This is a genomic window from Rhodocytophaga rosea (assembly GCF_010119975.1).
GTDB classification, from domain to species: Bacteria; Bacteroidota; Bacteroidia; order Cytophagales; family 172606-1; genus Rhodocytophaga; species Rhodocytophaga rosea.
Map to the genome: position 1 here is coordinate 6,572,329 of NZ_CP048222.1, position 14,049 is coordinate 6,586,377.

A 14,049-nucleotide genomic window follows, 5' to 3' on the forward strand; every position below is an offset into this window, starting at 1 on the left:
ATTAATTGTTGTATATACCGGAGTGCAAGGTATATATCTGGCACTCCGGTATATGTAAAAATAAAAATTATAAGTATTTCTTATTAAACAGATATGCTTCCAGACGTAGAAAAGCATATCCGCACAAGCAACAAATTATGACACGGAATTAGTTTCTTACCAGCACTTCATCAATTAATCCATAAGCTTTTGCTTCTTCGGCTTTCATCCAGTAATCCCGGTCAGAATCTTTTTCTACCTGCTCAAAAGGCTTGCCACTATGGTGGGAAATAATATCATATAATTCTTTTTTCAGAATTAAAATCTGCTTGGCTGTAATCTCAATATCAGAAGACTGGCCTTGTGCCCCACCTGAAGGCTGGTGAATCATTACCCTGGCATGTACCAGTGCCGAACGTTTGCCTGCGGCTCCGCCACACAACAATACAGCCCCCATAGAAGCAGCCAGACCCGTACAAATAGTGGCTACATCCGGCTTGATATACTGCATGGTATCGTAAATGCCCAGACCAGCATATACACTGCCACCGGGACTATTGATGTATAACAGAATGTCTTTTTTAGCATCTACACTCTCCAGGAACAGCAATTGTGCGGTAATAATGTTAGCAATGTTGTCGTCTACACCCATTCCCAGGAAAATGATCCGGTCCATCATCAATCTGGAAAAAACATCAATCTCCCGGAAGTTGGTAGGTCTTTCTTCAATTACAGAACGGGTCATGTTTTCCACACGCTGGATGTATTGGTCTACATTAGAGCCATTTATGTTCTGCCCTTTTACGGCATATTTTCTGAATTCATCTTTGTTCATCATAGATAAGTATATTTAATATGTACAAAACTAAAAAAAAAGCCCTTTGTTAAAAGGACTTTTTAAAAACATTTCATTTAAAAATTCTGAAAAGTATTATTCAACTCCGTCTTTTGTAATCTTTTTGAACTCGTCGGGAGAAACCGTCTGGCTGGCAACGGTAGCTTTGGTTTTTACCAGTTCTACTACTTTATCATTGAAAGCCTGCTCGAAAATATTCATATAGTTTTTGCCTTTTTCAGCTTGCAGGAAGTTGTTGGCATAGGTATTCAGCATGTCATCTGCCTGCTCGCCCATTCCCATACTGCCAAACTGCTGTTTAATAAGGTCTTTGGTTTTATTTAACACTTCCTCATGTTCTACCTTAATTTCATTAGTTTCTGCAATCTTATTTTTAATCAGGCTCCACTTCAGATCCTTCACATACAGGTCATATTCTTTGGCAAGCACTTCTTCCGTTACTTTATCATTGGTAGCTTTCAGCCATCTTTTCAGAAAATCGTCCGGTAGTGTAATATCTGTATTTGCCAGCAGTTGATCTTTGATCTGAGTGGTGAGCAGATTTCCGGTTTGCTGGTTATAATTTTCCTGTAAGAGTGTACGCAGTTTTGCTTTGAATTCTTCTTCGTTTTGCACGGCATCTTTACCCAATACTTTATCGAAGAATTCCTGGTTTAATTCAGCAGGTTCGCTGCGGTCGATTTCAGTAACAGTGAATTCAAAATTTCCGGTCAGGGCAGCGGCTTCTTCAGGAGTGGTGCCGGTGAACAGGCGGATGGTTTCGTCATTCTCAAATACATTCTGAATGTCAAAAGTGATAGCCTGATCTTTGGCTACACCGGTAAACTGGGGCAATGCTTCTTTTTTAAGGCTGCTCAGCGAAAGGAATGCATTTTCTTTATTGATACTGCCATCTACTTGTTTGAGGGTGCCATATACAAAATCACCTTCAGCCGTAGTGTCCGGATGGGTATATTCTCCATATCGCCTGGTTAAGCTGGTTACCATTTCTTCCAGTTCGGTATCGTTTGGTTCTACCTGGTAAGCAGAGAGAGCTAAATTCTCCACATCTACACTAAAATCAGGAACCAGACCTACATTATAGCTGAATTCGAATTCTTTCTGGGTATCCCAGTCGATTTCTTCGGCCTTCTCAGTATCTGGCAAAGGTTCGCCCACGATAGAAAGCTTGTTTTCTTTGATATAATTATTTACTGCATCAATCAGCAGGTGGTTAATTTCATCAACCATGACGCCTTTGCCATACATTTTCTTGATTAAAGAAGGCGGAACTTTGCCGGGCCGGAAGCCTTTGATCTGGGCTTTCTGGGTATATTCTTTCAGCTTTTTGTCTACTTTCGGCTGGTAATCTGCTTCCTGCAACTTAATCCGGATGGAAGCATCAGTGTCGGTTTGTTTGTCAAGTGTAATATCCAAAGCAGTACTGTTTTAGTTTGATGGATGTAGAAATGGAAACCCGCAAGGCTCAGCGCCCTGCGGGTTTGTACTATTTGTGGTGCGGGTGGAGGGACTCGAACCCCCATGCCGTGAAGCGCTAGATCCTAAGTCTAGTGCGTCTACCAATTTCGCCACACCCGCGCTACTTTTTAAAATTGAGTCGCAAATGTAAGAAGAATAAATATATCTTCAAGGATAGAGAAATATTTTTTTGTTAGCATTTAAAATCCCCTCAGCAATTCTAATGATGAATACGTCATTTCCTATTCTCTAGAATCTGTATTTTTCTATCGGATAACAAATGTCTTGATCTCCTGTAGATTCTCAACAGGAATAAATGGTGTAACACCTTGCAATTCGATACTATACTGCTCACCTGGCCAGGTCAAGTAAGGGGTATTTCTCAGAAGTTCCATATCAAATATCCGCTCCCAGCTTTCCTGCAGATCAATTTTTTCACCTTCATATACTTCCAGAGGAGAGTTATTCAACACACTATGCCAGGCATGATAGTCGGAGAGGAGCACTCTCTTTTCCTCAATTTCCGCTTGTAACAATATAAATACTTTCCCTTTTTCACTGTCCCAGCGTCTTCTCAGATCCGGCCTCTCTGTCCATACCCACACTGGAAAACACCATTCACAAGCCAGCCTTTTTACCATTTGTCCGATCATCCATTGATAGGCCTTTTCATACCCTTCTATGGCCCATGCGGCATTCCCGGTTAAGATGCCTTTGTGTTTTGCCTGTTCCCAGGCTTCTTTGTACTGAATGGTCCAATAGGTTCTCATCTGGCAATAAATAGCTGATTAAGAATGTTAAATTATGTAATGCCCATATATCTTCACCTATGCTTACCAAAGTATTTGGCACTGGTAATTTTTAAAATGTTAATATGCATATCATTCTTTTGGTTAATTTAAAATTTTTGGAGAAACCTTTAAATGAATTATTCATAAAAAGTGTTTTGAAATGGCAGGGAATTACGTTAAATTAACCATATTCATTGTATAATTAGCGAAGTAAACTGGCCTTTAGCCATCACATAACCTTTCATCCCGACAGACTTTACATGGAAACGCTGGACCTCGAATTAGAAAGAAAGGAAATTCTGAGGAGATATAGAATTTTACTCAAACATGCCAAACCTTTTTTAAAAGATAATGATGCCAAGCTGATAAAAAAAGCTTTTTACACCTCAATGGAGGCTCATAAAGAAATGCGCCGCCAGTCTGGTGAGCCGTATATTTACCATCCGCTGGCTGTTGCCCAGATTTGTGTAGAAGAAATTGGTTTAGGAACTACTTCCATTGTGTCGGCACTGCTGCATGATGTGGTGGAAGATACCGAACTGGAAATTGAAGATATTGACCGGGATTTTGGCCCCAAGGTGGCAAAGATCATTGACGGGCTTACCAAAATATCCGGCGTATTTGAGTATGGCACTTCCCAGCAGGCAGAGAATTTCCGCAAAATGCTGCTTACCCTTTCCGATGATGTGCGGGTGATTCTGATCAAAATTGCCGACAGGCTGCACAACATGCGTACGCTGGAAAGCATGGCCAGAAATAAGCAGTTAAAGATTGCCTCTGAAACTATTTATATCTATGCACCTCTGGCCCACCGTCTGGGTTTATATGCGATTAAATCGGAGCTGGAAGATTTGTACCTCAAGTATACCGAAGCTGATATATATAAGCAGATCGCCGAAAAACTCCGGGAAACTAAAGCCGCCAGAGAGAAGTTCATTAAAGATTTTATTGCACCCCTCCAGAAAGAATTAACCGATCACGGTTTTGACTTTGTCATCAAAGGCAGGCCCAAATCCATTTATTCGATCTGGAATAAGATGAAAAAGCAAAAGATTCCTTTCGAGGAAGTATACGACTTGTTTGCCATCCGCATTATTCTTAAAACCAAACTGGAACAGGAAAAAGCGGCTTGCTGGCAGGTGTATTCCATCGTTACCGATTTTTACAAACCTAATCCCGATCGTCTCAGGGATTGGATCAGTACGCCCAGGGCCAATGGCTATGAATCTTTGCATACGACAGCGATGAGTAAAACCGGGCAGTGGGTAGAAGTGCAGATCCGTACGGAGCGTATGGATGAAATTGCGGAAAAAGGCTATGCGGCTCATTGGAAATACAAAGAAAGCGGACAGGTAAATGAATCCGGGCTGGAAGTGTGGATCAGCCGCGTACGGGAAATGCTTGAGCAGGATGACTCTTCGGCGATTGAGTTTGTGGATGAATTCCGGAATAATCTCTTCAATGAAGAAGTATTTGTATTTACTCCAAAAGGCGACCTGAAGATTTTGCCGCATGGCGCTACTGCCTTAGATTTTGCCTTTGATATTCATACCGAAATTGGCTCACACTGTCTGGGAGCTAAGGTGAATAATAAACTAGTACCACTCAGTTATATTCTCAGCAATGGCGACCAGGTGGAAATTCTCACCTCCAGCAAACAAAAACCCAGTGAAGACTGGCTGCGTTTTGTGGTCAGTTCTAAGGCCAGGGCTAAAATCAAGGAATACTTAAGGGAGGATAAGAAACGACTCACGGCCCAGGGCAAAGACATGGTAGACCGGAAATTGCGGCAAATCAAACTCGACCTGAACAATATAACCTCCAATCAGCTTAGGGCTTATTTCAATTGTAAAACGGCTACTGACTTTTTCTATAAAGTAGGTAAAGGATTCATAGATGTACATGAACTGAATAAGTTCAAAACAGTCAGGCAGGAAAAATCCAACGGAAAGCAGGAGGAGATATCAGATGCCAAAACCTTTGAAAGCCAGATCAAGAAAGTCCGTGGGGTAGAATCAGATATGCTGCTGATCGGGGAGGATATGGATAAAATTGACTATATCCTGGCCAAATGTTGCAATCCTATTCCCGGCGATGAGGTTTTTGGCTTTGTTACCGTAAATGAAGGGATTAAAATCCATCGTACCAGTTGTCCGAATGCGGTTGAACTGATGTCTAATTATGGCTACCGGATTATCAAAGCCAAATGGACTTCTCAGAAAGAAATTGCTTTTCTGGCCGGCCTGAGGGTAACAGGTACCGATCGGGTAGGGCTGGTGAATGATGTAACCAAGATCATTTCCAACGAACTCAAAGTGAATATGCGTTCCATTACAATGGATACCAATGATGGCATTTTTGAGGGAAACATTATGCTGTTTGTACATGATACCAAACACCTGGATATCCTGATGAAAAAGCTCAGCAAAGTTTCAGGTATTGTGAATGTAACCCGTTTTGATTCCTAAAATAGGATAGTTTACTGATTTTATTGTATATTGGAAGGGAATAGCTATGTCTGAAATAACATGGTACAAACCCTTCTAACCTATGCGATACCTGTTTCTGGTTAGCCTCTTAACCCTGCCTTTTGTTCCTGCAAATTTTTCCCGGAAAACGGATCTTATCTGGTCTTTTTCAGCGCCGGTTCCGCCAGATTCTCTGGAATTGATTTTACCAGATGACCTGCAAGCTACCCTTTGGGCAGAATCTCCCCTGTTCTATAATCCGACCAATATGGATGTAGATAGTAAAGGCCGAATATGGGTGACTGAAGCGGTAAACTACCGGGATTTTAATAATAAGCCTGCTGAGCATTTATCGCATCCACAAGGCGATCGGGTAATGATTCTGGAAGATACGGATGGGGATGGCAAAGCCGATAAATCCAAAATGTTTGTACAGGATAAAGACCTAGTAGCGCCCCTGGGCATTGCTGTGATCGGTAATCAGGTAATTGTGTCCTGTGCGCCTTCCCTCATTATTTATACCGATACCAATGGCGACGATACGCCAGATAAAAAAGAAGTATTCCTAACCGGCTTTGGCGGCTTCGACCATGACCATAGCTTACATTCCGTAATTGCCGGCCCGGATGGCAACTGGTATTTCAATACTGGTAATGCCGGTCCGCATCTGGTGACCGACAAAGCAGGATGGAACCTACGGTCCGGAAGTATTTATACTGGGGGCACACCTTATAATACCAAAAATCAGGGTAACCAGAAAAGTGATGATGGCAAAACATGGGTGGGTGGACTGGCCTTACGGGTGGGTAAAGATGGTAAAGGTTTACAGGTGCTGGCACATAATTTCAGGAATGCCTATGAACTGGCTGTTGATTCTTATGGCAATATGTGGCAAAATGACAACGATGATCAGGTGGTGACCTGCCGGGTTACCTGGCTGATGGAAGGAGGAAACGCCGGATACTTCAGTGCCGATGGCACCCGTTTCTGGCAAGCTGACAAACGTCCGGGACAGGATATTTTTACGGCACACTGGCACCAGGAAGACCCAGGGGTAATTCCAGCCGGAGATAACAGTGGCGCTGGTTCTCCTACGGGAGTAGCCGTGTACGAAGGAGATGCCTTAGGAGCCCAATACCGGGGAATGCTGCTCAGCGCCGATGCCGGCCGTAATGTGATATTTGGCTATAAGCCGGAGGCGAAGGGAGCCGGGTATCAACTTAACCGGACTAATTTTATCACCTCACTCAAAGAATCTACTGAAAATTATGTGTGGAATGACAAAGTAACCGATATGCGCAAATGGTTCCGTCCCAGTGATGTAGCTGTTGGTGCGGATGGAGCTATTTATGTAGCCGACTGGTATGATGCGGTGGTGGGTGGCCACCAGATGCATGACAAAGAAGGATATGGCCGTATATTTAGAATTACGCCTAAGAACCAGGTTTTACAAACACCTAAGATAGACCTAAGCACTACTAAAGGACAAATAGATGCACTAAAGAATCCAGCCATTAACGTGCGCAATGCCGGGTTTGTAATGCTTCAGGCAAAAGGAGCGAAAGCAGTAAAACCTGTCAAAAAACTTCTTGAGTCCGAAAATCCATATTACCAGGCCAGAGCTGTATGGCTGCTGTCGAAATTGGGAGACAAAGGTGTAAAAGAAGTAGAAAAGTTATTAACGCATCCTACAGCAGACATCCGAATTACGGCTTTCCGGGCTTTGCGGCAAGCCCGACCTGAGCAAATGCTTAGCTATTCAAGTACGTTGGCAACAGATGTATCCGCAGCTGTTAGGAGGGAAGTGGCGGTTGCTTTGCGGGATGTTCCGCTTGAAAAAAAACAGGCTATTGTTGCAGAACTTGTGAAAGGCTACGATGGCGAAGACCGCTGGTATCTGGAAGCACTGGGCATTACCCTGCAAGATCAGGAGTCAGCTTATTATCCGGAACTACTAAAAAATGCAGATACTGATCCGGTAAAATGGGATAAGAAAACAACGAATCTGGTGTGGCGCTTACATCCAGTGGCTTCTGTGGATGCCTGGAAAAAAAGGGCTAACGCAACTGAATTAAGTCCTGAGCAGCGAAAGCAAGCGCTGGTTTCGCTTGGCTTTATCAAAGACAAAAGCTCGGCAGAAGTTATGGTCGAACTAACCAAAAGTGAACTGTCCGATGTTTCCGAACAGGCATACTGGTGGGTGAAATTCCGCAAATCCAACGACTGGCTTGATCTGGTAAACTGGGAGGAGACCTTGCCGGATGAACTGCTGGCTACCAGAGAAATGATGCAACTCCAGGCACAAGCCGTAGACCTATCCAAACCAAAAACGAGCCGGGAAGAGGCAGCCGCACAAATGGCTAAAGATAAAACCGGCGGACAAATGCTGATTAGCCTGGCGGCCGAGAAAAAGCTGCCGGATGATCTGAAAGAAATAATAAGCAACGCTATTTTTTCTAACCCCGACCAGACGGTACGGGTATTGGCTGGTGATTATTTTACAAAACCTGGGGCAGCTAAAACATTATCTATTAAACAGATCAGCAGCTTACAGCCGGATATAACAAAAGGTAAACTGCTATTTCAGAATAACTGCGCTTCCTGCCACAAACGCGGAAAAACCGGTGGGGAAATTGGTCCGGATCTGAGTCAGATTCACAAAAAATTCGACAAAACAGCCTTGCTGGATGCCATTATCAACCCCAGTGCCGGTCTTGCTTTTGGCTATGAACCCTGGCTGATTAAAACAAAGAAAGGTTCCTCCTTCTATGGCTTCCTGATCGCCGATGATGCAACAGTAGTGTTGAGGGATGTTTCCGGGCAGCAACATGTAATTAAAGCCGCTGATGTAGAAAGCCGCAAGCAATTCAGCACCAGCCTGATGCCTGATCCGCTTGCCATGGGGCTTACCGAAAAAGACCTGGCTGACCTTGCCCAATTCCTACTTAGTATGCCACAAGAATAGATCAAATAACAAAACAAAAGTCCGGCAATACATGTGTGTTACCGGACTTTTGTTTTGTAGACTAATGATTTTACCTGGCTATGATCAGTTTTTTAGATACCTGTTGGTTTCCTGCTTGTAAGACCACCGTATAGACACCTGGTGCCAACTTATTAGCAAATACTAGTTCTTTTGTAAAGAAACCATTATTATCCGCCTTATACACTGTTTTAGTAATTACCTGGCCTACGGCATTGTATAATGTTATCACTACTTCTGTTTCTGATATTACATTTTCCAATGCCAATCCGATTCTTTCGCCCTGCGATGGATTGGGATAGAGCTGCAAGGATATTATATTTTCTTCTGTATCTTCTGCGCTCATACGTGCATTAGGTACGACAAAAGGAGACAGCCGGGAAACAGGTATCAGATCAATCGTAGTAGCTGTAGGTAACTGCCAGCCTACGGCTAAGTTATCTCCACCACTGTTTTCTTTGTGCAGCGCCTCTATATAATAGCGTTTCCCTGCCTGTAAAGAGATAGATACTGATTTTTGAGTCGTGTATTTAGTCCATTGTCTGATACCTGCATAAGCACTGCCACCACTGATGTGGGCAATTCGCACTTTGTTTACAGGCTGGTCTGTAGTAGAAAGCCACAGTTCGCAATTATTATCCCCTGCAATGTAGAAAGTATAATTTCCTGTAAGTGGCACGCAGATGTATCCTCTGATTCGTTGCCCATAGTTGGTGCCAGCATTGGAAGGGGCTTCAAAAGAAGTAAGTTGACTCGTAGTGCTTGGAGCAGTGCTTACAGGAATACTGCTAACGGCCGAACCTGTGATATTATTCCATACTTCTCTGAGAATTGCGCCAGAAGCAGTACAGGTAACGGGAGGTTGTGTGGATAGCTTGGTTTTCAATACCCAGAAATCTGCTTTTCCCCGGCTTAGCTCTGTTTTATCGCCATCTAAAGCTGAAGTAGTATTGCCTGCCAGCAATACACTGCCATCCGGATTATATAAAGCAGTAGCCAGGTTATCTTCACCAAACCCACCAAAGGTTTTATCCCACTGTCTTTCTCCGGTAGCATTAACTTTAATTACCCAGTAATCAAAGCTGTAATCAGTTCTGTAATCCCAGGAAACATAATCATATATGGGGGAAAGTATACCACGGCTTCCTTCAGATTTATCTGTACTTTTATCAGATTGAGAACTTCCGCCGATTAAATAGCCTCCATCCGGCGTTTGTACCAAGTTACTCAAATAGCTAAATGTTTCTCCGGTATAATATCTTCCATCACCCACACTTTTGTAGGCTTTGTCCCACTGCAGAGTACCTGTACTGTTTACCTTTATTATCCAGTAGCAATAATTAAGGCCCGTATTATCAGTCCAACTACCCTTAGATTTAGAACTTCCTCCGAGCAAATATCCACCATCTGTGGTTGGAATAACTGTTTTCAGTAAGTCGCCTGCTTCTCCGCCAAAACGTTTGTCCCACAATTTAACTCCGGTACTGCTGATCTTAACTATCCAGTAATCCCCATAGCCTAAAAACTCATCTTCTTCATAAGCTCTGGCTTGAGAAACATCGCCACTTAGGGTAGAACGGGTAGTACCTCCCATCATATAATTGCCATCCTGGGTTTTAATTATACTGCTGAGTTCATCTGCCAGACTGCCGCCAAACCGCTTATCCCATTGTTTTACGCCACTTGCTGTCACTTTTACCACCCAAAAATCTGATCCTCCCCGGCTGCCCTCTGTTTTGTCTCCGCCAATACCCGATGAAGAATAGCCCCCAGCAGATAACCCCCATCCGAAGTTTGTATGACTGACCTGAGTTCATCCAAAGCACTCCCTCCAAAGGTTTTGTCCCATTCTTTTACGCCACTGCTGGAGATTTTTACAATCCAGTAATCACCGGCTCCTTTGTTGCCTTCACTTTTATCGCCGCCAACTATCGAAGAAGAGGTACCTCCTAATATAAAGCCGCCATCTGAGGTTTGTATAGCGGTATGCAGGCCATCGTAGCTGGTTCCTCCATAGCGTTTATCCCATTGCTTGATACCATTGGCAGCTAATTTTACGATCCAGAAATCTAAGCCGCCTCTGCTGGTTTCACTTCTGTCGGCATCCAGTCCGGAACGGGAACTACCGGCTAGCAGATAACCTCCATCGGAAGTGCGTAAGGCAGTTTGCATTGTTTCATCTTGTGTGCCTCCGAAACGCTTGTTCCACTCAGCCATAGCATTCACAGGAGAGGTAACATCAGACATGGTTTTTGTACTTACAGTTGAGGAATAAGGAGAGGCCGTTCTACCTACTAATGCTTTTACCCGGTAGTAATAGGTAGTATTAGGAAGCAGGTAATTATCTCCATACAAGGTAGTGCTTTCATAACAGGTTGTACTTAAAGTATCTTTCACCGAAAAAGGCCCATTTGCATTTGAGCTTTTTTCAATAATATATTTGGGAAGATATTCTTCATAAAAACAATCATAATTAGTAGACCCATAAGCTTTAATATCAACTGCAGTCCGGGAAACTGCCTGTGCAGTCAGCGCAGGTGCTTTTGGAAGGACAGGATTTAGTTTAACAACCCAGTAATCCGCAGAACCTTTATTGGCAGTTGTTTTATCGCCGCTAATACCTGATTTAGACATTCCGGCTAAGATCAAACCTGCATCCTGGGCCTGAATGGAGGAATAAGCATAGTCATCGTTAGTGCCTCCAAAGGTTTTGTCCCATAGTTTGTTGCCGTCAAAATCTGATTTTACTACCCAGAAATCATTTAATCCACGGCTTGATTCGGTTTTGTCACCACTAATGCCTGAATTGGAATATCCAATAAATAAGTAGCCATCATAAAATTCGACCATACTACTGTTACCATCACTGCCACTTCCGCCATAGGTTTTATCCCACCATTTGTCACCATATATATTTGTTTTCACAATCCAGAAGTCCTGCGCACCTCTGTTTGGCTCTGATCTGTCCACAGATATTCCTGACGTGGAGGTTCCACTGAGCATATACCCATAAAGTGTTTCAATCAGTTGCGAAGATTCATCATTGCCGCTTCCTCCAAAGGTTTTGTCCCATTCCTTGGCACCACTATCAGATAATTTAACCAGCCAGTAATCTCTCAAACCCCTGCTCGCCTCACTCTTTTCCCCACTAATTCCTGACTCTGACCATCCGGCCACGGCATATCCTCCAAACGAACTCTGTATAATAGAAGACGCCTGTTCTTCCCCGTTTCCTCCAAAGGTTTTATCCCATTGTTTTACACCAGTGCTGGTGATTTTTACAATCCAGAAATCTGCTTTTCCCCGGCTGGGTTCGCTCTTATCTCCGGACTGGCCTGAATTAGAAAATCCTGACAGGATATAACCCCCGTCGGAGGTTTGTTTGGCTGAAGTAATATAGTCGCTTTGGTTCCCGCCATAGCGCTTATCCCATTGTTTTACCCCGGTACCTGAAATTTTTACCACCCAGTAATCAGAACCAGCCCCTTTATTTGGCGCACTCACATCTCCCAAGGCATCTGAGGAAGTAGAGCCTGCAACCAGGAAGCCGCCATCTGAGGTTTGGATCACTGAAGTAAAAGTATCTTCCCCATTGCTGCCTAAGGTCTTATCCCATAGTTTGTTTCCATTGGCATCGGTTTTAACCAGCCAGCCATCTTTATCTCCTCTATATACTTCGGTTTTATCTCCACTGATACCGGAGAGAGAAAAGCCTGCAAACAAAAAGCCGCCGTCGCTGCACTGGAGTACTGTTTTTGCTTCGTCATTGGCACTCCCTCCAAAAGTTTTATCCCATTGCTTGGCAGGTGCCTGAGCCAAAAGTGCGGTAGTGGTGAAAAGAATTAGCAGGAACAGAAAGCTGGTGTAACGAAGTTTCCTGCTGCCCCAGGAGAAGGGCAAAGAGTGTAAAGATGGATACATGTAATTGAGTTTTAATAGACGTGATTGGTAATACTAAGGATTGAGAAATAACAATATTGTAGAGAGAACTATAAAGGCTCTCCAGACAATAGAATTATGAAGTAAGTAATACTTAAAAGAATGAATCCGAAAGGTGGATTTTTACTAAATGGGCAGGTGGTGTTACAGGAGCAAAGCTATACTGGAATTTACAATTCTATTAACACATTTAGACTTTTTTTTAACACATTTAGACCATCCGGCAGAAAAATGAATTAATTCGGGCAAAATTTGCCGGAAGATGATTCTGTTTCAGCCCTTATGGCGGAGACTGATATAGTTTTATCATTCTGTTGTTTTCTGCCAATATTCAATTGCTATGTATTAAATGCGCATGTAATTTGTAGAATAATTCTTCATTCAATATTCGCCTGCACTTGTCATAAGCGGGTGCCTATACAATTGATTGCTTCACTATGGAAAACTGGAAAGCGGTTGTTTATTTATTAGCATCCGGACAAGGGATTTTATTAAGTCTGGCACTTTTGCCAGTAAGAAAACAGCATCCGTCCAATACCTTCTTAGGATTGATTTTGCTGGTTATTTCCCTCGAACTGCTCAATGCCTGGGGCATGCAGGTAAAATACCATAGTTCTCCGGATGTATTTCCTTTCTGGCTGTTACAATCCTACCTGATGTTGCCGCCCTCTGTATGGTTATTTGCGCAGATGACTACTTATGCTGATTTTGTATTCCACAGGAAACACCTTCTTTTTTATATACCTGCCGGAGTGGATATAGCTGTGCAGATGGGCTGGTATTTGCACTTTCGTTTCGTTGGCCACAGTATACACTTATTAGATATTAAAGCCTGGTTCTTATTTGCCGAAATTCTTCCGATCCTCTGGATGGGAGTGGTGCTGGCGGTTTATGCCCAAAGGCTTCTGGTGATATCTGGCCAGTTGAAAAAGGAAGCCATTCATGTCTCAGTCATCCATCTGGTTAAAATTTATGGCGTGTTCGTTTTTTTACTGCTGCTTACTATCTTATGGATTGCGGCTGTACTGATGTATATGCGTGTATTCAGCCTGATTGAATTGATTATAACATTGTTTTTATTTGCGCTCGGTTATATAGGCTATTTTAACCCGGCTTTTTTTGAAGTGCCTAAACTTTTGAAAAAGAAAACGGCCGGAACTGAGCCGCCGCTTTTCCCTAATTATAATGACCAGGTAGAATTAGAGCGGTTAACCCACGCCTTCGAACAGCATTCCCTGCACATGAGGTCTAAGTTGTCTCTGGAAGAACTGGCAGGCGAACTGAATGTTCCATCTCGCTATGTATCGTATCTGATTAACCGGTATCATGCCACTAATTTTCACTCTTTCGTCAACACGTACCGGGTGAAAGAAGTGATCCGGAAAATCAATGACCCGGCTCAGCAACATAAAACCTTATTGGCGCTTGCCCTGGAATCTGGCTTTAATTCCAAATCTGCCTTTAACCAGGTTTTCAAAACCCATACCGGCCAGTCTCCTTCCGAATACCTGCTGGTAAAGCGGTAAAAACTTAGTCCAATAACATGTTTCAGGACGTCCAGAGTTTGTTTTGGTG

8 protein-coding genes and 1 tRNA gene are annotated in these 14,049 nt (G+C 43.2%); 3 read left to right on the plus strand and 6 right to left on the minus strand.

What is annotated here, in order from left to right; genetic code table 11:
• Positions 1–148 precede the first annotated feature (148 nt).
• The 4 genes from GXP67_RS27095 to GXP67_RS27110 form a co-directional block, all read right to left on the minus strand.
• Positions 149–817, minus strand: a complete 669-nt coding sequence (locus tag GXP67_RS27095) for a ClpP family protease (protein WP_162446022.1) — start codon at positions 815–817, stop codon at positions 149–151.
• Positions 818–910: 93 nt separating this feature from the next.
• The gene (gene tig / locus GXP67_RS27100; protein ID WP_162446023.1) at positions 911–2,251 is read right to left on the minus strand and encodes a trigger factor; all 1,341 of its coding nucleotides are present in this window, start codon (positions 2,249–2,251) and stop codon (positions 911–913) included.
• A gap of 77 nt (positions 2,252–2,328) precedes the next feature.
• Positions 2,329–2,413, minus strand: a tRNA-Leu gene (locus GXP67_RS27105).
• Between the two features lie 146 nt (positions 2,414–2,559).
• Positions 2,560–3,063: a DUF3841 domain-containing protein gene (locus GXP67_RS27110; protein WP_162446024.1), complete on the minus strand. Its 504-nt coding sequence runs from the start codon at positions 3,061–3,063 to the stop codon at positions 2,560–2,562.
• Between the two features lie 281 nt (positions 3,064–3,344).
• On the opposite strand from GXP67_RS27110, the gene GXP67_RS27115 reads away from it, so the two are divergent.
• A complete protein-coding gene (locus tag GXP67_RS27115) occupies positions 3,345–5,552 on the plus strand; it encodes a RelA/SpoT family protein (RefSeq protein ID WP_162446025.1) in 2,208 nt (735 codons plus the stop codon).
• Positions 5,553–5,634: 82 nt separating this feature from the next.
• A complete protein-coding gene (locus GXP67_RS27120) occupies positions 5,635–8,517 on the plus strand; it encodes a PVC-type heme-binding CxxCH protein (RefSeq protein ID WP_162446026.1) in 2,883 nt (960 codons plus the stop codon).
• Positions 8,518–8,587: 70 nt separating this feature from the next.
• On the opposite strand, the gene GXP67_RS27125 is transcribed toward GXP67_RS27120, so the two are convergent.
• On the minus strand, positions 8,588–10,237 hold the full coding sequence (locus tag GXP67_RS27125) for a T9SS type A sorting domain-containing protein (RefSeq protein WP_162446027.1): 1,650 nt from the start codon (positions 10,235–10,237) through the stop codon (positions 8,588–8,590).
• Entirely contained in the window at positions 10,231–12,456 is a 2,226-nt protein-coding gene (locus tag GXP67_RS27130) for a fibronectin type III domain-containing protein (protein ID WP_162446028.1), read from the minus strand. The genes GXP67_RS27125 and GXP67_RS27130 overlap by 7 nt, the downstream gene beginning before the upstream one ends.
• Before the next feature lie 455 nt (positions 12,457–12,911).
• On the opposite strand from GXP67_RS27130, the gene GXP67_RS27135 reads away from it, so the two are divergent.
• A complete protein-coding gene (locus GXP67_RS27135) occupies positions 12,912–14,000 on the plus strand; it encodes a helix-turn-helix domain-containing protein (RefSeq protein ID WP_162446029.1) in 1,089 nt (362 codons plus the stop codon).
• The last annotated feature ends 49 nt before the right edge of the window (positions 14,001–14,049 follow it).